General features: G+C 63.5%; 21 protein-coding genes and 1 pseudogene. 13 read left to right on the forward strand and 9 right to left on the reverse strand.

Annotated features, from left to right (window positions below):
- Window positions 1-42: 42 nt before the first annotated feature.
- Genes IPJ87_12915 through IPJ87_12935 form a run of 5 tightly spaced genes read left to right on the forward strand, consistent with a single transcriptional unit; the run spans window position 43 to window position 4,310 of the window.
- A complete protein-coding gene (locus IPJ87_12915) occupies window positions 43-1,980 on the forward strand; it encodes a hypothetical protein (GenBank protein MBK7942753.1) in 1,938 nt (645 codons plus the stop codon).
- The gene (locus IPJ87_12920; protein MBK7942754.1) at window positions 1,977-2,825 is read left to right on the forward strand and encodes an MOSC domain-containing protein; all 849 of its coding nucleotides are present in this window, start codon (window positions 1,977-1,979) and stop codon (window positions 2,823-2,825) included. Before IPJ87_12915 ends, IPJ87_12920 begins: the two co-directional genes overlap by 4 nt.
- Window positions 2,822-3,610, forward strand: coding sequence for a queuosine precursor transporter (locus IPJ87_12925; GenBank protein ID MBK7942755.1), 789 nt, complete (start codon window positions 2,822-2,824; stop codon window positions 3,608-3,610). Before IPJ87_12920 ends, IPJ87_12925 begins: the two co-directional genes overlap by 4 nt.
- Window positions 3,607-4,134 (forward strand): GNAT family N-acetyltransferase, encoded by a 528-nt coding sequence (locus tag IPJ87_12930; GenBank protein ID MBK7942756.1) that lies wholly within the window; start codon window positions 3,607-3,609, stop codon window positions 4,132-4,134. Before IPJ87_12925 ends, IPJ87_12930 begins: the two co-directional genes overlap by 4 nt.
- A complete protein-coding gene (locus tag IPJ87_12935; protein MBK7942757.1) occupies window positions 4,131-4,310 on the forward strand; it encodes a hypothetical protein in 180 nt (59 codons plus the stop codon). The genes IPJ87_12930 and IPJ87_12935 overlap by 4 nt, the downstream gene beginning before the upstream one ends.
- Here IPJ87_12935 and IPJ87_12940 read toward each other — a convergent pair.
- On the reverse strand, window positions 4,307-5,284 hold the full coding sequence (locus IPJ87_12940) for a cytochrome C (protein MBK7942758.1): 978 nt from the start codon (window positions 5,282-5,284) through the stop codon (window positions 4,307-4,309). The genes IPJ87_12935 and IPJ87_12940 overlap by 4 nt on opposite strands.
- Window positions 5,285-5,389: 105 nt before the next feature.
- On the opposite strand from IPJ87_12940, the gene IPJ87_12945 reads away from it, so the two are divergent.
- On the forward strand, window positions 5,390-7,084 hold the full coding sequence (locus IPJ87_12945) for an NAD(P)H-dependent oxidoreductase subunit E (protein MBK7942759.1): 1,695 nt from the start codon (window positions 5,390-5,392) through the stop codon (window positions 7,082-7,084).
- 873 nt (window positions 7,085-7,957) lie between these two features.
- On the opposite strand, the gene IPJ87_12950 is transcribed toward IPJ87_12945, so the two are convergent.
- Window positions 7,958-8,422, reverse strand: coding sequence for a DUF998 domain-containing protein (locus IPJ87_12950; GenBank protein MBK7942760.1), 465 nt, complete (start codon window positions 8,420-8,422; stop codon window positions 7,958-7,960).
- Window positions 8,423-8,893: 471 nt separating this feature from the next.
- Between IPJ87_12950 and IPJ87_12955 the strand changes: the two genes are divergently transcribed.
- A complete protein-coding gene (locus IPJ87_12955; protein MBK7942761.1) occupies window positions 8,894-9,148 on the forward strand; it encodes a hypothetical protein in 255 nt (84 codons plus the stop codon).
- 215 nt (window positions 9,149-9,363) lie between these two features.
- On the opposite strand, the gene IPJ87_12960 is transcribed toward IPJ87_12955, so the two are convergent.
- Entirely contained in the window at window positions 9,364-9,789 is a 426-nt protein-coding gene (locus tag IPJ87_12960; GenBank protein MBK7942762.1) for a winged helix-turn-helix transcriptional regulator, read from the reverse strand.
- Between the two features lie 250 nt (window positions 9,790-10,039).
- Window positions 10,040-10,261, reverse strand: a pseudogene (locus IPJ87_12965) (thioredoxin family protein).
- Between the two features lie 171 nt (window positions 10,262-10,432).
- Between IPJ87_12965 and IPJ87_12970 the strand changes: the two are divergent.
- Entirely contained in the window at window positions 10,433-10,696 is a 264-nt protein-coding gene (locus IPJ87_12970; GenBank protein MBK7942763.1) for a DUF2024 family protein, read from the forward strand.
- 163 nt (window positions 10,697-10,859) lie between these two features.
- On the opposite strand, the gene IPJ87_12975 is transcribed toward IPJ87_12970, so the two are convergent.
- The 5 genes from IPJ87_12975 to IPJ87_12995 all read right to left on the reverse strand — a co-directional run bounded on the left by IPJ87_12975 (window position 10,860) and on the right by IPJ87_12995 (window position 13,823).
- The gene (locus tag IPJ87_12975) at window positions 10,860-11,246 is read right to left on the reverse strand and encodes a VOC family protein (protein MBK7942764.1); all 387 of its coding nucleotides are present in this window, start codon (window positions 11,244-11,246) and stop codon (window positions 10,860-10,862) included.
- Between the two features lie 22 nt (window positions 11,247-11,268).
- On the reverse strand, window positions 11,269-11,670 hold the full coding sequence (locus IPJ87_12980; protein MBK7942765.1) for a hypothetical protein: 402 nt from the start codon (window positions 11,668-11,670) through the stop codon (window positions 11,269-11,271).
- Window positions 11,671-11,713: 43 nt separating this feature from the next.
- A complete protein-coding gene (locus tag IPJ87_12985) occupies window positions 11,714-12,187 on the reverse strand; it encodes an SRPBCC domain-containing protein (GenBank protein MBK7942766.1) in 474 nt (157 codons plus the stop codon).
- A gap of 107 nt (window positions 12,188-12,294) precedes the next feature.
- Window positions 12,295-13,095, reverse strand: coding sequence for an RNA polymerase sigma factor (locus tag IPJ87_12990; GenBank protein MBK7942767.1), 801 nt, complete (start codon window positions 13,093-13,095; stop codon window positions 12,295-12,297).
- A 179-nt stretch (window positions 13,096-13,274) separates the two neighbouring features.
- Window positions 13,275-13,823, reverse strand: coding sequence for a cupin domain-containing protein (locus IPJ87_12995; GenBank protein ID MBK7942768.1), 549 nt, complete (start codon window positions 13,821-13,823; stop codon window positions 13,275-13,277).
- A 162-nt stretch (window positions 13,824-13,985) separates the two neighbouring features.
- On the opposite strand from IPJ87_12995, the gene fdhF reads away from it, so the two are divergent.
- From fdhF to IPJ87_13020, 5 genes are all read left to right on the forward strand, one after another.
- Window positions 13,986-16,883: a formate dehydrogenase subunit alpha gene (fdhF, locus tag IPJ87_13000; protein MBK7942769.1), complete on the forward strand. Its 2,898-nt coding sequence runs from the start codon at window positions 13,986-13,988 to the stop codon at window positions 16,881-16,883.
- Window positions 16,884-17,047: 164 nt separating this feature from the next.
- Complete coding sequence (locus IPJ87_13005; GenBank protein ID MBK7942770.1) at window positions 17,048-17,332, forward strand: hypothetical protein; 285 nt, start codon at window positions 17,048-17,050, stop codon at window positions 17,330-17,332.
- Window positions 17,329-17,511, forward strand: coding sequence for a hypothetical protein (locus IPJ87_13010; GenBank protein MBK7942771.1), 183 nt, complete (start codon window positions 17,329-17,331; stop codon window positions 17,509-17,511). Before IPJ87_13005 ends, IPJ87_13010 begins: the two co-directional genes overlap by 4 nt.
- A complete protein-coding gene (locus IPJ87_13015; GenBank protein ID MBK7942772.1) occupies window positions 17,508-17,756 on the forward strand; it encodes a hypothetical protein in 249 nt (82 codons plus the stop codon). The genes IPJ87_13010 and IPJ87_13015 overlap by 4 nt, the downstream gene beginning before the upstream one ends.
- A gap of 97 nt (window positions 17,757-17,853) precedes the next feature.
- Complete coding sequence (locus IPJ87_13020) at window positions 17,854-18,792, forward strand: leucine-rich repeat domain-containing protein (protein ID MBK7942773.1); 939 nt, start codon at window positions 17,854-17,856, stop codon at window positions 18,790-18,792.
- The last annotated feature ends 210 nt before the right edge of the window (window positions 18,793-19,002 follow it).

A 19,002-nucleotide genomic window follows, 5' to 3' on the forward strand; every position in this document is an offset into this window, starting at 1 on the left:
GCACAGCGCCGAGGGACAAAGGACCCGGCTACCTTGCGGGCCATGAAGCACAAGCGGGGTCGGAGCCTCGTGGTCCTTGCCGGCCTGGCGGGGCTGGTGCTGCTGCTGGCGGGCTGGTCCACGGAGCTGGAGCCTCGCGGGCACCACAACCGGCTGGAGGGCCTGTTGTTCCGCTCGGCGGACACGGACCTGGTGGTGCTGTACAGCACCTACTTCGCCACGGCGGGCCGCTGCGCGGGCTGCCACGGCCACGATGTGAACGGGGTGGCCAGCGTGGACGGCAGCGGCCGCGATGTGAACGTGGCCGACGACTGGCGGAGCACCATGATGGCCAACAGCGCGCGCGATCCCTTCTTCCGCGCCAAGCTGGAGCACGAGGTGCTGGTGAACCCCGGCCACCAGGGGGCGATCGAGGGCAAGTGCCTGAGCTGCCATGCGCCGCTGGGCTTCCACGAGCAGCGCATGCTGGGCGGCGCGCCCTTCACCGCGGCCACGCTGGACACCAGCACGATCGGCCTGGACGGCGTGAGCTGTGCGGCCTGTCACCAACAGGACCCGGACAGTGCGGGCCGCTTCTTCAGCGGCGACCTGCGCTTCAGCATCGACACGGTGTACGGGCCTTATCAGGAGGACGAGATCAATCCGGCGATCATGGAGTTCTTCGTCGGCTTCCGGCCCACCTACGGGGAGCACATCGTGGACGGCCGCACCTGCGCGGGCTGCCACACGCTGATCACCGAGACGGCGGACCTGCAGGGCAACCTCACGGGCGACCGGTTCGTGGAGCAGGCCACCTGGCACGAGTGGCTCAACTCGGCTTACAATGGCACGGCCGCCAACTGCCGCAGCTGCCACCTGCCGCGCATCCAGGACAGCATCGTCCTGGCCTCGGACTACTCCTTCCTGCCGGGGCATACGCCCTTCGGCCTTCACCACCTGGCCGGCGGCAACGTGTACATGCTGGAGCTGATGAAGCAGCACCGCCAGCAACTGGGCATCCCGGCCACCGATGTACAGTTCGACAGCACCATCGCCCGCACGCTCGACAACCTGCGACACCGCTCGGTGGAGCTGGACGTGCAGCTTCAGGACCGCAACGCGGACACCGCCTGGATCGATGTGACGCTGCTGAACCTCACCGGTCACAAGTTCCCCAGCGGCTATCCGAGCCGGCGCGCCTTCGTGGAGGTCGACGTGCTGGACAGCGATGGCGACACGCTCTTCCACAGCGGGCGCTTCGACGCGGCCTGGGAGGTGGAGGGCCACGACGCCGACCTGGAACCGCACCACGATGTGATCCGCAGCGCGGACCAGGCGCAGATCTACGAGCTGGTGATGGGCGACGTGAACGACGATGTGACCACGGTGCTGGAGCGCGCCAAGAGCCCGCTGAAGGACAACCGCCTTGTGCCCGTGGGTTTCAGCACCACGCACCCGGTGTACGACACCACGCGCATCGCCGGCGTGCCGCCGACCGATGCGGACTTCAACCACGATGCCCTGGGCCTGGAGGGCAGCGGCTCGGACCGCGTGCACTATCACGTGCCGCTCGGCGGCTACGAGGGACCGATCCAGGTGCAGGTGCGGGTGTGGTACCAGCCCGTGCCGCCGCGGTGGAACGCCGAGATGTTCGCCTTCACCGGTGCACGCATCGACAGCTTCCGCACCATGGTGGACGCGATGGACGGCAGCCCCACGCTGGTGACGGCGGACAGCCTCTTCGTGGGCGCGCTCGGCATCGGGGAGCTCGATGGCCCGCCGATGCTCGTGCATCCCAACCCCGCGCCGGACGGCCGGGTGACGGTGATCGGCCGCGCCGAGGTGATGGAGGTGTACGATGCAGCGGGACACCGGGCCGCGGTGCAGGTGCAGCGACACGGCGACCGCAGCGTAGTGCAGCTGCCTTCGGCGCCGGGCACCTACCTTGTGGTGCTGCGCCACCACGGCGTCGACCGGGTGGAGCGCGTGGTGCGACCATGACCGCTCCCTTCCTCGCCTCGCTGCACTGCTATCCGGTGAAGTCGCTCGGGGGCTTCGCGATGCGGGAGGCCCGGCTCACCGACCGAGGGTTGCAGCATGACCGGCGCTGGATGCTGGTGGATGCCACCGGCCGCTTCCTCACCCAGCGCGAACTACCGTCCATGGCCTGCCTGCACACTGCACCGGCAGGGGAAGGCTTCGCGGTGACCGACCTCCGGAACGGGGAGCGGCTGATGCTGCCCTGGACCCTGGACGAAGGGCCCGACCCCTGGGTACAGATATGGGACGCGCGCGTACGCGCGCGCGAGGCACCATCGTCCTGGTCGGTGTGGTTCAGCGATCGGCTGGGGAGCGCCGTGCGCCTGGTGCACATGCCGGATGATGCGCAACGCCGGGTGGACGAGCGCTACGCCCAAGGCCTCACCTCCTTGAGCGACGGCTTCCCGTACATGATCCTCTCGCAGGCCTCCGTGGACGCGTTGAACGAACGAGGCACCGCATGGGCACACGAACACACGGGCACGTGGGCACCGGTTCCCATGGAGCGCTTCCGTCCGAACCTGGTGATCGGCGGCGGCACGGCGCACCAGGAGGATCGCTGGCGCGAGGTGCGGATCGGCGAGGTGCGGTTCACCCTGGTGAAGCCCTGCGCCCGCTGCATCATCATCACCACCGACCAGCGCACCGGCGAGCGCGGCAAGGAGCCGCTTCGCACGCTGGCCTCCTACCGCACGGTGGACAGCAAGGTGCACTTCGGCATGAACGCCGTCGCCGATGTGGAGGGCAACGTACGCTTGGGTGATGGCATCACCGTGTTGGCCGAAGCCTCGACGATCGTCCCATGATCCACTCCATCCTGGCCGACAAGGCCACGCGGCTTTACCTCTTCCTCGGCGGATCCTTCGTGGCCAACGCGCTCATCGCCGAGATGATCGGCGTGAAGCTCTTCCAGCTGGAGACATTGCTAGGCCTCACCAAGGCCGACTTCACGCTGCTCGGTCAGGCGCACCTGAGCTTCGTGCTGAGCGTGGGTGTGCTGCCGTGGCCCATCGTCTTCATCATGACCGACGTGGTGAACGACTACTATGGTGTGCGGGGCGTGCGCTTCCTCACGCTGCTCACCACGGGCCTCATCGCCTTCGCCTTCGGGGTGATGTACTTCGCCATCCGCATGCCCGCGGAGCAGGGCTGGTGGATCGGCAGCAGCGCAGCGCAGGGGGTGCCCGACATGCAGGCGGCCTTCACGGCCATCTTCGGGCAGGGCATGAACATCATCCTCGGCTCGCTGACCGCCTTCGTGGTGGGGCAGCTGGTGGACGCCTTCGTCTTCCGTCGCATCAAACGGATCACCGGCGACCGGCGGATCTGGCTGCGCGCCACCGGCAGCACGCTGGTGAGCCAGTTGGTGGACAGTGTGGTGGTGACCTACGTGGCGTTCTGGGTCCTCAAGGACATGAGCTTCCCGATGGCCACCGCGCTGGTGCTCACCGCGTACACCTATAAGCTCGTCGTAGCGGTGCTCAGTACGCCGCTGGTCTACCTCGTGCACGCCGGTGTCGAGCGTTATCTTGGCGCGGAGCGGGCGGTGGCGATGCGCGCGGCCGCGCTCCGCACGCACGAGGTCCCATGAGCGATTCGGTGATCATCGAGCCGGTGAGCAAGGCGGACGACGCCGGTTTCCACAGGCTTGTGAGCCGTGAGCAGGACCGGCTGCGCCCCTACTTCCCGGTGACGGTGGGCCGCTGCGCGGATGTGGGCGCCACGCGGCGCTACCTCAAGGAACTGGTGGCCTCAGCGAAGGAGGGCTCCTACTTCTGTTTCGTGCTTCGCGACTATGAGGGCTCCGATCCCATCGGCGCCATCTTCCTCAAGCAGTTCGACCGCATGGTGGGCCGCTGTGAGGTGGCCTACTTCATCGACGACGCGCACGGTGGACAGGGCTACGGCACCCTCGGGGTGATGTGGGCGGTGGACCACGCCTTCAGCCGGTTGGGCATGAGCAAGGTGGTGGCCCGCATCGCGCCGGACAACGTCGCCAGCATCCGGGTCGCCGAGCACTGCGGCTTCCAGCGCGAAGGCCTCCTTCGGCGCGAGTTCCGCACCGGAATGGGCGAGCTGGTGGACCTGCTCTACTACGGCAACCTGCGCCCATGACCCGCCGACGACCATCCCGGCGAACACCGGCCTCGGTGGACCGATCGACGAAACGCGCCGCGCAGAAGGCGGCCGGTGCCTTCGATGGTCGCTTTCGTCCGCGCGTGGTGCGCAGCCGGAAGACCTACTCGCGCAAGCCCAAGCACCGCGACCGCGGCATGGGCTCCGAACCTTAGGGCGCGGGAGTCCACTTCTCCACCCGGCCGGCCACGGGCGGGAGCGCGGCGAGGTGGTCGTAGATGGCCCCCAGGTCCTCCTCGGTCATGGTGGCGTACATCGTCCAGGGCATCACCGTCTGGAAGTCGCCGGGTGCGACCGTGGCAGGCGCGTAGGCCGAGTCCGCATATTGCTTGAAGCGGGCGATGAACATGGCCTTGTCCCACGCACCGATGCCGTCCGTGGGGTGCGGAGTGATGTTCGGCGAGCGCAGCACCGAGCCGTCGGGGAAGGCGAAGGTGAAGCCCCCGGCGAAGGGCTGGCCCACCCGCTCTCCCTTCACCGTGTTGGTGTGGCACTCGATGCAGGCGGCCGCGTTGGTGACGTACTCGCCGTACCGGGCACCGGTGGGCGCCGGCCGGTCCATCGGCTGTGCGGGCTGCGGCACCGTGCGCATGATCAGGTTCACCGGGAAGTCGATCGTGCTCTCCGGCCAGGGCGGCGTGCTCACCGGGTCGATGGACCGCAGGTAGGCGATGATGCTGTGTACATCCTCAGTGGCCAGCCGATTGTAGTTCGGGAAGGGCATCACGGGGAAGAACGGATGGCCGTCCTTGCTCACCCCGCTGGTGATGGCGCGGTACAGCTCACCGTCCGTCCAGTCCTTGAGGGCGAAGGGGGTGATGTTGCGGGCGAAGAACTCACCGGGGAACTGCATGGTGCGGTCGAACTTGTCTCCGCCCGCGCCCAGGGTGCCCGGCTTGGGCGGACCGGCGAAGAGGCTCCAATCGCGCTGGGCGTGGCAGTCCATGCACACGCAGACGCTGTTGGCCAGGTAGCGCCCCCGTTCGATGCGTTCGGGCGTCAGCTCCACCTTCAGGTCCGTGGGCGCGTCCACATCGGGCAGTGCCTTGGTGAGGTACAGGAGGCCTGCACCGACGACCACGGCCAGGAGCACGAGCAAAGCGCCGAGTATCTTGATGAGCCGTTTCATGGTGTCCTGGTTTGGTGGGGCGAATGTGGGAAAAGCGCATCCGTGACGCAACCCGATCGCCGCACCCGTTCATCGGACCTGCATCGCCTGCTACCTTCGGAGCGCATGTCCAAGAACATCTCCTCCCTCTCCGGCCGCGATGGCAGGGAACTCGATGACGCCCTCTGGGACCGGCTGCAGCAGGCCGCCGACCGCATGGGCACACCGTCCACCGAAGCGCTCACCGCCATTGCGGACGACTACCTGATCGGCGAAGCGGTCACCTATGGCACCAGCACCTTCTACGATTTCCTGAAGCCGGAGAACAAGGGCATCAAGGCCTACGTGTGCAACGGCAGCGCCTGCCTGGTGGCGGGCACGCAGGACAAGGTGCACCATGCACTGGAGCGGCACTTCAAGCCGGAGGAGATCGGGCACATGTGCTGCCTGGGGCGCTGCCATGAGAACAGCGCCTTCCACATCGGTGGTCGCAACTACAGCGGTGGCAGCATCGACCAGGTGGACGCCCTCGTGAAGGAGGTGCGGGACCATGCGCCGATGCAGGTGCCCGCCCATGGGGCACACCATGTGGGGACCACCATGGAGCGGCCGATCCTGACGGCGCCGATGCCGCCGCTGGCAACCTTCTACGCGCTGTGGGAGCGTGTGTTGAAGAGCGACCCGGCCGATGTGCTGCAGGAGATCAAGACCGCCGTGATCCGCGGCCGGGGCGGTGCGGGCTTCCCCATGGGGTTCAAGCTGGAGGCCTGCCGCAACGCGGGGGACAGCACCGGAAACGGCACGCCGCGCAAGTACATCGTGTGCAACGCCGACGAGGGCGATCCCGCCGCCTTCAGCGACCGCTACCTCTTGGAGCAGCGTCCGCACCTCGTGCTGCTGGGCATGATGATCGCCGGTCACTGTGTGGGCGCCGACACCGGCGTGCTGTACATCCGGGCCGAGTATCCCGAAGCCATCGCGGCGGTGAAGGCCGCGGTGCACGAGCTGGAGGCGAACGGATGGATCGGGACGGACATCAAGGGCAGCGGGCGCAGCTGGCGCTTCAAGGTGATCAAGGCCGCGGGTGCTTATGTGTGCGGGGAGGAGACGGCCCTGCTCAACAGCATCGAGGGCAAGCGCGGTGAGGTGCGCACGCGTCCGCCCTACCCGGCCCAGCAGGGCCTCTTCAACCGGCCCACGGTGGTGAACAACGTGGAGACGCTCGCCTGCGTGCCCTGGGTGGTGGAGCATGGCGGTGCGGCCTTCGCACGGCTCGGCACCGAAAAGAGCAACGGCAGCAAGCTCGTGTGCCTCGACAGCGGCTTCAACCGTCCGGGACTGTATGAAGTGGAGTGCGGCACCCCGCTGTCCCGTGTGGTGGATGAACTTGGCGGGGGCTTCGCACGCCCCACGAAGGCGCTGCACATCGGCGGTCCGCTGGGGGGCATCGTGCCCATGGAGAAGATCAGTGCCTTGTCCATCGACTTCGAGAGCTTCCAGAAGGAAGGCTTTCTCCTGGGACATGCGAGCGTGCTGAGCATCCCGTTGGACTTCCCGATGCTCGACTACCTGGAGCACCTCTTCGCCTTCACGGCGATGGAGAGCTGTGGCAAGTGCTTCCCCTGCCGCATCGGATCCACGCGAGGCAAGGAGCTCATCCAAGGCGTACGCGACGGGCGCCGGATCGACCGCGCGCTCTTCAACGACCTCATCGAGACCATGGAGATCGGTTCGCTGTGCGCGCTCGGTGGTGGGCTTCCGCTCGGTGTGCGCAACGCGCTCCAGTACTTCGCTGACGAGCTCCGCCCCGCCTTCACCTGATCGAGGGCAGCGCTGAGGTGAGCGCAGCTCCAATGCACGACGCGCCGCGATGCGGCGCGCCGGAAATGGCGAAGGGCCCGGAGACCGGGCCCTTCGAGCGTTCGGAGCTGAGCTCCTTACTTCTTCTTCGCGGCCTTCTTGGTGGCCTTCTTCGTGGCCTTCTTCGGAGCGGCCTTCTTGGTCGCCTTCTTCGTGGCCTTCTTCGTGGCCTTCTTTGCTGCCTTCTTTGCCATGACGGTTAAGGGTTTGAGACAAACGTATCACCTTGAACGGGTTCGTGCATCAATAGGTTGCGAACATGTACCAACCAAATGATGTTGATAACGGTGAACGTCGATCAGCGATCAGCACATCGCATCGGGATCATGCATGCATGCGCTCCTTCGTTGCGATCACGTGCACGCCTTGCTGCACGCGGCGTTCAGCACATCGCTCAGAAATCATCGAGGAACGCTCCGGTCATCGGCGAACACATCACGAGCATCATCATCAAGCCATGGTGATGTCGCGCGATCACGACCGTCACTACGATCGATGATCGATCCATCACGGCAGGAACCACCTCACAGCATGAGGTCATCGCTACGCGGAACTGACCCGGATCACGCATCCATGCACCGCCCTTGAGAACGGCCAGGCTAGCCCGAGCACGCGCATCGCATCAACCATCCATTCATGGACGATACCGTCGTACCGACCCAGGGCACAGGCCGCACGACGCGCAGCGCGCTCATCTTCCACCGAGGGCTCTCACCTCACGTCGGCGCGAGCTGCGCCCTCCCTTGGACGGTCCGGATGGACGGCTTACTCGCAGAAGGCGATGGGCGCAAAGAAGGATGAAGACGATGACCGCACCCTCCACGATCCGCTGGTTCAATCCCAGCAGTCCTCCAGCGGTGCGAAGAAGAGGATGGCCACGCCCATGAGCGCGACACAGCCACAGATGAGCGCGGTCCTCGACAGCGTCGCCCGATCAGGACGCTCCCGAGTCGCCATACCGATCAGCAACAGGGCCAGCGGCGTCAAGAGGTAGGTCAACGTTCCTGCTGCGAAGTGGAGCACATGGGACGGCGAAGGATCGACCTGCGCAGGATCGCATCCAAGGTCGCAGGGAAGGAACGCCACAGCCACGGTGCCCAACGCATAGAACAACCCGATGGCAGCGGATCTGATCCGGCCTGCAGGAGGCAGCCGCCATGCACCCGCCAGAGTGGATCCGAAGACCGTGAAGAATACACCGCCGGGAAGCACGCCTCCGAAGCGCAGCACATCGGACCAGGGTGTGCCGGAAGCGTACGTCTCGCTGATGAACTGCCGGAGATGGCTGTATCCCGGCAGAGACCACGCGCCAGTACCTGATCGACCAGGGTATCGGGCCGGAACGCATCACATGCAAGGGGTACGGCGAGCGCCAGCTGGTGAACCCCTGTGCGGATGGTGTGGAATGTTCCGAATTGGAACATCAGATGAACCGTCGTACGGAGTTCATCATCACCGATTGCAAGGATTGCATGAGCACGGTGAGGGCCGGGGGTAAGTGACCCCTCCGGCCCGAAAGGGCCAGTGCGGCCTATCCTGTGGTCCAAAGGACCGCATGGTTGATGTGTTCGCTTGTACCGGTACCCTGAGCCCCAGCGAGAAGGGCGGGCTCAAGGAGGCGGTACGGTGGAGCACAGCGCTGCCGATCACGCGACGCAATGCCTGAGCACGTGTGGATCCCGGCCCGCGATCGATCCAACTCATCCCAGTGTCTTTCCGGTGCAGGGCTCCTCACCGGCGAGAACGCGGTGCGGCACCGATGATCGCCGGATGAAGATCTCCCGTGCGTCGATCAAGGCGGTCGCAAGACTCGGGGCCATCTCGTTCGCCTGCCACAACCCTGAGCCCACCCCCGTTGAGCAAGCCTGGTTCGCTGGACGTGTGGAATATGCCTGCTCGTACAGCAGCGCCACCCTGAACACGGACTCACTGGCGTCGCGGAAGTGGCGCACCGGAGCGATGACCTTCAGCGGTTCCGACTACTGCAGCCGGTACATCGGGCCGCATACCTCCTCGTACTACTAGTTCGGTGCCAGGGGCCGTTGCGTCGCCTTCGAGCCGGGCGCCACGCCGTATTGCGAGGACTACACCTCCTCTACTGATCCCGTGATCCCGGTCGAGCGAGTACCCTCCACGGACACGGTCCGCGATCGGCCTGCGCGTTCGCATGGCCAAGATCCCTGTGTGTATAGGGTTGTCCGGCAAAGCGATGTCGGGCATCGCATGAGGCAGCTTGATCGCTAAGCGACCACTAACTCATGCTCCGGACAGTCCGTGCGCAGATCCTTGGTCGCCAGCGATATTTCCATCAGAGCGCAGCGATGGGTGTTGCGCCGATCACCGCGGTAGTGCGAGCATGTCCAGCACATGCGTTGCACATCGACAGAGCCATCGGTCAAGAGCTGTTGAAGAACGGTCATGAGCCCAAGGAGCAGGGCTTCCCTTTCGGGCTCGCGCATGACCGCGATGGAACGATCAAGACCGGCGGATGCGCTTATCGCCAGGTGGACCTTGCGGCCCTGAGCGGATAGGATGAGCGAATGGCTGCGGGCATCATGAGTTTCCGCACTTCGCTTCAGCAGTCCGCGATCCACCAGGGTTTTAACGCAAGCGCTCATCGTAGGTCGGCTCACCTGGAGGTCTTGTGCGAGTCGCGCCACGCCCATGCGCTCGCCACTATGCGCTGCCAAGTGACTGAGCACCTTGGCCTACAGCGGACTGGGATCGCCTTCGCCCGCCCGTTTCCAGCGGCCCGCCCGCGCCACTTCACCGATGCGTTCGAGCACCTGTGCGATGTGGCTGTCCAGTGGTGTCGGGCGGCGTTGGGCCATTGTTCAGTGTGTGAAAGTAGGGTACACAAGAAGACCCGGCTTGCTGACCGGGTCTTCCATTGCGTTGGTGCTGGCCGTAGCCCATTACATCGGCCATGCTCGCGCCGAAGTTGATGGGCAGCACATCGCTGCCGAGCTTCAAGGCGGGCACGCTCTTCACGCCTGCTGCCTCGGCGATGCGGTTGCGCTGCTGGCCCAAGTGGACGATCTCCACATCATAATTGGAGCGGTCAACGATCTCGGTGATCCGGTTCTCGGCGTTGACGCATACGGGGCATCCCGCGTGGTAGAAGACTGCTTTGTTCATGGTTGGATGGCGTTTGGTTGCCGGGGCATTTATTGTTTGGTATCCTAACCATATTCGCACCCGGAACGAATCGCATCGCCATGGCCCGGATCCCCACCCTTGCCCCTTCTCCTCTGCCTGTCGCTGACGGCGTACCCGCAGATTAAGATCTCCACACCAACCACCAACAAGATGGAAGTAGCCGTTTGGGACACCTATGTAATGAAGAAGGATGGCACCGTGATGCACTTCGACATCCTTGCACCCAGCAGCCAGCGCGACACCGCAGTGATCCACAACTACGGGCGTGAGTACCTGCGCACCAAAGGCCAGGAGGGCCAGGCGCTCACCACCAAGGAGTGCCGCTTCTGCCACGTGGAGTCCATGCGACCCAAGTGGGCCGAGCAGATCAAGAAGCAGGGCTACTTCATCATCGAGATGGAGGGGTGCGAGTGAGCGGGGCTAGCTGCTGTGCGCGGTCCGAGCTTCCCCGGACTACTTCGCCATGTCTACGGCAGGCAGGCCCGCATCTTGTTCCCCTTCGCCTGGTGTGTGACTTCCGACCGACCGCGCGCTTCCTTCAGCTGCAGCGAACCTGTGCCCACACGGGCACGTTCCGCTACAGCTGCATCCCCACGCTCCACCAGTTCCCCGCGTAATCCTTGAACGACGCGCGCCGATCCGGGTCGCCATCGCGCTGCTTGGGAGCTTCCACCGCTTCGCAACCGAGCGAAAGAGCTTTCGCGTAGGCGGCATCCACATCGGCCACGTACACATGCATCACGATCGGCACAGCAGGGAACTTCTCCGAAGCCTGGCCAAGCATGATCACCGTATCGTCGAGCATCACCTCGGCATGCATGATGGTACCATCGGGCATGTCGTAGCGGCGCAGCTCCTTCGCATCGAACAGCGCCTTCATCAGGTCGATGAACCGACCGGCCTGTGGAACGATGAAATAGGGTGAGGCGGAATTGTATCCGGCGGGTTTGAAGGGCTTGCTCATGGTGTTACGAAAGTAGGAGGGCTCACTTGTGCCGCATCCTGTTCCCCTTCGCCTCGTGCGTGAGCTCGCACAGGCCGAGCGCTTCCATCAGCGGCGGCAGGTACACACCGAAGCGTCCGCGCAGTCCTTTCTTCAAGCCGTACCAACCGCCCACAGGGTTCACCGGCGAACGGCCCCAGGCTTCCACGGTGCCCTCCTTCGCGGGCTTCTGCTCATCGGCGCCGCCAAGGTCCATCCAGTCCCCGTGCTTCCTCAGCATGGCGTGCAGGTCGCTGATGCACCGGATGTCATACAGCAGCACGGTCTTGCCGACGGTGCACACGAGGACCTCTTTGCCGTCCTTCTCCTCCACATGCATCGTGTACTCGGAGGTGTTCGGAGGCGTCTTCAGTTTCCAGGGGTTGTCCTTTGTTCGCTTTTCCATGTTCGTGCGGGTGGATGGTGAATGGTCGATGTTGACCGGGAGATCAGTTGCTCTTGCTCTGGATCAGTTCGGCCTCCTGCTTCAGGTCGGCCGCGAAGCGGTCGAAGCTATCGTCGAAGCTCGGGATGTACTTGGCGTATAACGGGAACATCAGACCACCGATGCGTTCGTGCATGGTGAAGGTCACCGTGCCGTCGCCGTTGTCCTTCAGCGTGAAGGTGCGCCGGCCCTTGCCATCGCCCCACACGAGCTTCCTCTCCGGCTCGAACTCCATCACCTTGAGCTTGAAGCTGCGTTTGGCATCGAGGGTGCTCTTCAGCATGATCCATTCGCCCAGGGCGATGGTGCCCTGGATGGAGGTGACCGTGCGGTTCCAACGCGGATGGTCAGTGGCGTTCGTGAGCAGCGCCCAGATGATGGCCTCGTCGGCCTTGATCACCGTGCTCACTGTGGTCTCGCGGTGGAAGGTCGTCTTCGTGGAGTGGGCGGTCTGTCCGATAGCGGGAGCGGTGGTCATGTGTGGGAGGGGGTTAAGAGGGGGTTCATGCCTCTTGGACGATCCAGGCGACAGGAACGATAGGACCCGGGTGAACGGAGATCAGAAGCCACCTTCCGCCAAGGGGTTCAGCTCCCCTCGGGGTACCCCTCCATCACCTTCCGATCGAACTCCAGATGATGCAACTGCAGCTCAGCCGCGGCTGAGGTGAACGGATCGAGCTCCTTCATCACCTTCATGCGCAGATCGAAGAGGTGCTCCTTGTCAGCCTTCTTCGCATCGCGCACCATCTGGATCTTCACGGCCTCTTCCTGCGCGTTCTGTTTCGGGTTGAAGATGCCATTGAGCTCCGTGCACTGGTGGCAGGCGCCTTCCTTGTTGATCAGCGCGCAACGCCGATCGAACACATCGATCATTTTGCCGCGGCCGCTGTGCAACCAGTACTTCACCATGGCCTCGGTGTTCTCCATGATGGCAGCGATCTCCTTCACGCTGAACCCGTGGACTTCCTTCAACATGACGGCCAATTGCTGTTCCAGCGGCAGCGATCGGCTCACGCAGGTGAAGCAGAGGGCGATGTGCTCGCGGATCTCGAACTGGGCCTGCGGCGAGGTCTTGTGGATCGTCATGGCCTCGCGGAAGAACTCGGGGTCGTTCAGGGCGGCCTCCTTGCAGATGTCGCCCACGTCCTCGGGCCATCGTTTCAAGGCACGCAGATGATCCCGCGCGATGTTCTGAGCGATGGCGAAGACCCAGGTCTTCACGCTGCTGTCGCCCCTGAAGCCCTCCAGGCTCCGCTGCGCCTTGATCCAGGTCTCCTGCACGATGTCCTCGGCGTCCTGCCTGCTCGCCGTCACCCGCAGGATGTAGGCCCTCAGCGCGCCACGGTTCCGCTCGAACTCGGCGGTGAGGGTGGCGATGTCCAGCATGCGGCCAAAGCTATCGGACCGGGTGCTATGCTCGTCCCTCGGAGACCCCGGGCAACGGTCCGCGGCCTACCGTCCTCGTCCTTCACCCTGGCCCCAACGCGTCCGCCAGGCTTCGGTGTGTCCGATGTTCGGAAGTAGCGATCCGAGACTCTCCGGAACGACCGTCCGGCGGACGTGCGTCAGCGCAGCCTCTCCGGCAGCGGCCACCGTTCGTGGGCGCCCGTGAGCCGCGCAATGAACGCGAATGTGCCAAACAGCGCATCCTGCAACCAGAAGGGCAGGCCTGCGAGGCGATACTCCCTTCGCATCTTCCACAAGGCATGGAAGACGGGCAGCAACGGGGCCTTCTTCCAATCGCCGCCGTTCTCCATCGCGTCCTCTCCCATCGACTGCAGCATCCACTCGATGTTCAGGGCGGGCTGGTACCAGAACTCGGCCTCCACCCGTTCGGTGCTGCTCGCATTGCGGAAGTTGTGCGCCTCACCCGCACGGACCACCGCACTTTCGCCGGGCCCCATGGTGACTTCCTTCTTACCGATGGTGACGATCAGCTTCCCGCTCAGCACCTTGAAGCCTTCGTCCTGGCCGATGTGGATGTGCGCACCGGGGCCTTTGTTGCCGGGACCAAGGCTCAAGGTAGCCTCGCTGCGTTGGCCGTTCGTTCGTTCGCGGGCATCGTTGAAGTGGATGCGCTCGCCGATGGCGTGGAGATCGATGGGGCGTTTCATATTCGGTGCGTTGCTGGCAGGCCGGTGTTGCGTGGCTTCTCCTTGAATTGACGGAACGAAGTCGACGAATCCCGGTCAGCCACAGTGACATTGAACGGGAAGAGGGCCGGCCGGGGTATCGGTCCGTGGCCTCACTATCTTCGTCCTTCACGTCTTTCCGCCATGAACCAGCCCCAGGCCAAGCACTCCGGCTCCCCCGCCCCCGTCGCCAAGACGCAGTCCGCCCCCGCCACCTCCAACAAGGCGGCCACGGAGGTGGATATCGCCTACATCGACGGTGTCGCCTACCCGATCCACAAGGGCGAGACGATGCTGGCCTTCCTCAAGCGGCACAAGGGGCCGAATCCGGTGCCCACGCTGTGCGATGCCCCCAACCTGGAGCCCTTCGGCAGCTGCCGCGTGTGTTCCGTGGAAGTGGCGCTACAGGAGGACGGCCCCAGCAAGGTGATGGCCAGCTGCCACACCCCCGTGGGCAAGGGCATGTACATCACGGTGAACAGCCCGCGCATGGAGCGGCTGCGCAAGAACATCGTGGAGCTGGTGCTCACCGACTACGACACCGAGCGGCTGAAGACGGAGGACCATGGGAAGAACGAGCTCTACAACGTCGTCCAGCAGATCGGTTTCGACATCGACAGCGTGCGCTACCCGAAGGGGAAGAACCACTTGGACACACCGCAGGACACGAGCCATCCCTATATGGTGAGCGACCTCAGCGCGTGCATCAGCTGCTACCGCTGCGTGCGTGCGTGCGATGAGGTGCAGGGCGAGTTCGTGCTCACCATGGCCGGCCGTGGTTTCGACAACCACATCGTGAAAGGCACCAACGAGAGCTTCAAAGACAGCGATTGCGTGAGCTGCGGCGCCTGTGCGCAGGCCTGCCCCACCAGCGCCATCACCGATGTGTTCCGCGCCAAGGAGACCAAAGCCGACAGCGTGGTGCGCACCGTGTGTACGTACTGCGGCGTGGGCTGCAACCTGGAGGTGAAGGTGACCCACCTACGCCAAGGCTCCGGCGGGCAAGAGGTCAAGAAAGTTGTGGCGGGCATCACCGCGCCGTACGATGCAGAGGCGAACCAAGGGCACACCTGCCTCAAAGGCCGCTATGCTTTCAAGTTCTACGACCACCCCGAGCGGCTCCGCTCACCGCTGATCAAGCGCAACGGTGTGTTCGAGGAAGTGAGCTGGGACGAGGCCTACGACTTCATCGTGGACGGTTTCATCCGGATCAGTGAGGAGTACGGCCCCGATGCGCTCGGCGGCGTGAGCAGCTCGCGCTGCCCCAACGAGGAGAACTACCTATTGCAGAAGTTCATCCGCGCGCAGATCGGCACCAACAACATCGACAGCTGCGCGCGGGTATGCCACAGCCCCACGGCCCTCGGCATGCAGAAGACCTTCGGCACCGGCGCGGCCACCAACAGCATCGATGACCTGCGCGACACGCACACCATCATGGTGATCGGGGCCAACCCCACCGATGCGCACCCTGTGACCGGCGCCAAGATCAAGCAGCAGATCATGAAGGGGAAGACCCTGGTCGTGATCGACCCGCGCCGCACCGAGCTGGCCCGTTATGCGCACTACCACCTGCAGCTGAAGCCCGGCACCAACGTGGCCCTGCTGAACATGTTCATGCATACCATCGCGAGCGAGGGACTGGTGAAGCAGGACTTCATCGACACGCGCACCGAGGGCTGGGACGATTTCAAGAAGGAGCTGCTCTCGGTGGACATCGCCGCCATGGAGCGTGAGACCGGCGTGGACCGCAAGCTCGTGCGTGAGGCCGCGATGGCTTACGCGAAGAGCCCCGCCGCCATGAGCTTCCACGGCCTGGGCGTCACCGAGCACTTCCAGGGCACCTTCACCGTGATGCAGATCGCCGACATCGCCATGATGACCGGCAACATCGGTCGCCGCGGCGTGGGCGTGAACCCGCTGCGCGGACAGAACAACGTGCAGGGCGCGGCCGACATGGGCTGCCAGCCGCACCAGGGCGCCGGCTACTTCGCGGTGGACGATCCGCAGTACGCGCAGCTCTACAACGAGTTCTACGGCACGGAGATCCCCAATGTGATCGGCAAGAAGATCCCGCAGATGTACGACGCCATGCTCGCCGGAACCATGAAAGCGTTCTGGGTGGTGGGCGAGGACATGGGCCAGACGGACCCCAACACGATGCACGTGCGCAAGGCCCTCGGCGAGCTGGAGCTCTTCGTGGTGCAGGAGCTCTTCATGACCGAGACCGCCAAGATGGCCCACGTAGTGCTACCCGGCGCCAGCTTCCTGGAGAAGAGCGGCACCTTCACCAACGGCGAGCGCCGCATCCAGCGCGTGAACGCTGTGGTGGACCCCATCGAGGGCACCAAGAGCGACGGCCAGATCACCTGCGACATCATGGAGCGCTATGCGCAGAAGACCGGCAAGCGCAGTGGCAACGCCAACACCGACTACCACCCCAAGTGGGTGCTGGAGGAGATCAGCCGCATCGTGCCCTTCTTCGCCGGGGTGAAGTGGGACGAGCTGGGCGAGAACGGCAAGCAATGGCCCGTGAAGCCCGACGGCACCGACACCAAGATCCTGCACACCGACAGCTTCAAGCGCGGGCTCGGCCACTTCTACTTCAACGCGTGGGAGAAGAGCCCCGAGGTGCGCACCAACGAGAAGGACTACCCCTACATCATCACCACCAACCGCGAGCTGGAGCACTACAACTGCGGCGCCATGACGCGGCGCACCGGCAACGGCGAGATCCTCACCGAGGACGTGCTGCTGATCAACCCCGCCGACGCCCAGCAGAACGGCATCGTCGATGGCGACATGGTCTGCGTGGAAAGCCCGCGCGGCAAGGTGGACATCAAGGCGCGCATCACCGACGAGGTGAAGCCCGGCATCCTCAGCAGCACCTTCCACTTCCCGGAGATCATGCTCAACATCATTACCTCCAGTGTGAGTGATAGCCTTGCCATGTGTCCTGAATACAAGGTGGTAACCTGTCGCATCCGCAAGGCGAAAAAGGCGCACTTGCGGAAGGCGGGGGAGGTGGTGCAGAAGGCTTGATCGATGCGCATCAACATCGATACCTCGGTATTCGGAGGTTGCTTCGAGAGAGAGTTCCAGGAGTGGTCTGTTGGATTGTTCGACCAGATCCGAGCGGGTCGGTACAAGGCGGTCACTCGAACATCAGCGAACACGAATTGAAGCTGGCGCCCGACCATGTACGCATGCTGCTCAAGGAGATGAAGCGGGAACAGCTTGAGCGGATCGACCTATCGGATGAGGCTGAGGCACTGGCTGCGGCGTACATCAAGGAGCGCATAGTCGGAAAGAGTTCGGAATTGGATACCCAGCATATTGCCATCGCGACCCTTGCCCAGGTGGACCTGCTGGTCAGCTGGAACTTCAAGCACATTGTGAACTACAACCGCATCAGGCTATACAACGCTGTAAATTTGAAGCTCGGCTACCGGATGCTCGAGATCCGCAGCCCAAGAGATCTTACGCCATGAAACCCGCGACCCCGAAAAAGGAGCGTTACGATGCCGTGAAGATGGTGCGCGAGATCCGCGAGGCCATGTACCGCGAACGCCATGACCCTGACTTCGATCCGGCCGAGTTCAAACGCATCAAGGCCAAGTGGACCAAGCTGCTCGAGGAACAACTGAAGGCGAAGAAGAAGGCGGCATGACTCAACCCTTCAATTCCGCCGACGCGCAACAGAATGGCATCCTCGACGGCGACATGGTCTGCGTCGAGAGTCCTAGAGGGAAGGTGGATATCAAGGCGCGCATCACCGACGAGGTGAAGCCTGCCGGCCGGCAGGCAGGCCCGGCATCCTCAGCAGCACCTTCCACTTCCCGGAGATCATGCTCAACATCATCACCCGCTCAACCATGCGTTGCTTCGCAGTTCATTGGTTTCGCTGCAGTGTGAGCGATTCACTGGCGATGTGTCCGGAGTACAAGGTGGTGACGTGTAGGATCAGGAAGGCAAGGAAGACGCATATGAGACAAGCGGGAAAAGTGACCATATGAAGACTGTGGCCCGGCTGTCACTTCTGTTCTTGGCCGGTTGGATGGTGGCCACTTCTACGACGGCTCAAACACAACAAGAGCCGCCCAAGTACGCTGGCTTCTGCCCAACATATACGTTCGAGGGAGCCTTGAATGATGGTGCCGGAAATTCGTATCCGATACACCTTGAGCTGCTTTGTCTTCTCGATTCAACACTTGTAGGGCACTACTACTACAAACCCGAGAACGGACAACTGAAACTGGGCGGTCAGCTCCTTGGCGACTCGACGTTCACGCTCGGTGAATGGAACGAGAAGTCCGAGCTGACCGGAATGTTCCGTGGTCACGTCCATCGCTCATTCACGAGTTTGACCGGCTCTTGGGAGAACCCGGATAGAAGCCGCACACTTTCGTTCGACCTGCACCGCTCAATGACCTCCTACTCGGACTATCTGGCAAAGTGGAGGTCATACCCAGACTACGTGGACCTCCACTCCGCCTTATCGACGAAAAGCACCGTGTATCAACTCCACTTGAGGAGTATGGGATTCACAACCCTTCCGGATAGCCTCGCACGGCTGGACCGCCTTCTTTCATTGAGCCTCCTTGACAACAAGTTCGATACTCTCCCTAGCGTCGTGACCCGATTGTTAACGCTGGAAGACCTTTCCCTCGCCGGCAACGAAGGGATCTACCTCGGGACGGACATCGCAAGACTTGGGAACCTGCGCATGCTGATCTTGACCTTCAACGAACTCACATCGCTCGAGCCTGCCATTGGAGAGTTGAACAACCTGTTGTACCTGGACGCAAGTCACAACGCGCTAACAAGCGTTCCGCCGGAGTTTGAGAACCTAAAGCAACTGCAGATCCTTGACCTGTCTTTCAATCCCATCTCGAAAGCAGCGCAAAATCGGATCCGCAACATGCTTCCCAATTGCCTTGTGAAATTCTGACCGGGCGTTTTTACGGCCATTGCATCCTCAGCAGCACCTTCCACTTCCCGGAGATCATGCTGAGTGTGAACACCCGCTCAACCATGCGTTGATCCGCAGTTCATTGGTTTCGCGAGCGTGAGCGACTCACTAGCGATGTGCCCGGAGTACCTTGCTCCGCCGATGCAGCCGCCGCAGCCAAAGCTGCTTTGGCGCAGGAGGCAGCGGCTT

The sequence above is a fragment of the Flavobacteriales bacterium genome, from assembly GCA_016713875.1.
Taxonomy (GTDB): domain Bacteria; phylum Bacteroidota; class Bacteroidia; order Flavobacteriales_F; family PHOS-HE28; genus PHOS-HE28.

Bases quoted from the DNA above. Each gene is read 5' to 3' on its own strand.
- IPJ87_12915 (MBK7942753.1), top strand. From the start codon at position 43: ATGAAGCACAAGCGGGGTCGGAGCCTCGTGGTCCTTGCCGGCCTGGCG.
- IPJ87_12920 (MBK7942754.1), top strand. From the start codon at position 1,977: ATGACCGCTCCCTTCCTCGCCTCGCTGCACTGCTATCCGGTGAAGTCG.
- IPJ87_12925 (MBK7942755.1), top strand. From the start codon at position 2,822: ATGATCCACTCCATCCTGGCCGACAAGGCCACGCGGCTTTACCTCTTC.
- IPJ87_12930 (MBK7942756.1), top strand. From the start codon at position 3,607: ATGAGCGATTCGGTGATCATCGAGCCGGTGAGCAAGGCGGACGACGCC.
- IPJ87_12935 (MBK7942757.1), top strand. From the start codon at position 4,131: ATGACCCGCCGACGACCATCCCGGCGAACACCGGCCTCGGTGGACCGA.
- IPJ87_12940 (MBK7942758.1), bottom strand. From the start codon at position 5,284: ATGAAACGGCTCATCAAGATACTCGGCGCTTTGCTCGTGCTCCTGGCC.
- IPJ87_12945 (MBK7942759.1), top strand. From the start codon at position 5,390: ATGTCCAAGAACATCTCCTCCCTCTCCGGCCGCGATGGCAGGGAACTC.
- IPJ87_12955 (MBK7942761.1), top strand. From the start codon at position 8,894: ATGAAGATCTCCCGTGCGTCGATCAAGGCGGTCGCAAGACTCGGGGCC.
- IPJ87_12960 (MBK7942762.1), bottom strand. From the start codon at position 9,789: ATGGGCGTGGCGCGACTCGCACAAGACCTCCAGGTGAGCCGACCTACG.
- IPJ87_12970 (MBK7942763.1), top strand. From the start codon at position 10,433: ATGGAAGTAGCCGTTTGGGACACCTATGTAATGAAGAAGGATGGCACC.
- IPJ87_12975 (MBK7942764.1), bottom strand. From the start codon at position 11,246: ATGAGCAAGCCCTTCAAACCCGCCGGATACAATTCCGCCTCACCCTAT.
- IPJ87_12980 (MBK7942765.1), bottom strand. From the start codon at position 11,670: ATGGAAAAGCGAACAAAGGACAACCCCTGGAAACTGAAGACGCCTCCG.
- IPJ87_12985 (MBK7942766.1), bottom strand. From the start codon at position 12,187: ATGACCACCGCTCCCGCTATCGGACAGACCGCCCACTCCACGAAGACG.
- IPJ87_12990 (MBK7942767.1), bottom strand. From the start codon at position 13,095: ATGCTGGACATCGCCACCCTCACCGCCGAGTTCGAGCGGAACCGTGGC.
- IPJ87_12995 (MBK7942768.1), bottom strand. From the start codon at position 13,823: ATGAAACGCCCCATCGATCTCCACGCCATCGGCGAGCGCATCCACTTC.
- fdhF (MBK7942769.1), top strand. From the start codon at position 13,986: ATGAACCAGCCCCAGGCCAAGCACTCCGGCTCCCCCGCCCCCGTCGCC.
- IPJ87_13005 (MBK7942770.1), top strand. From the start codon at position 17,048: ATGCTGCTCAAGGAGATGAAGCGGGAACAGCTTGAGCGGATCGACCTA.
- IPJ87_13010 (MBK7942771.1), top strand. From the start codon at position 17,329: ATGAAACCCGCGACCCCGAAAAAGGAGCGTTACGATGCCGTGAAGATG.
- IPJ87_13015 (MBK7942772.1), top strand. From the start codon at position 17,508: ATGACTCAACCCTTCAATTCCGCCGACGCGCAACAGAATGGCATCCTC.
- IPJ87_13020 (MBK7942773.1), top strand. From the start codon at position 17,854: ATGAAGACTGTGGCCCGGCTGTCACTTCTGTTCTTGGCCGGTTGGATG.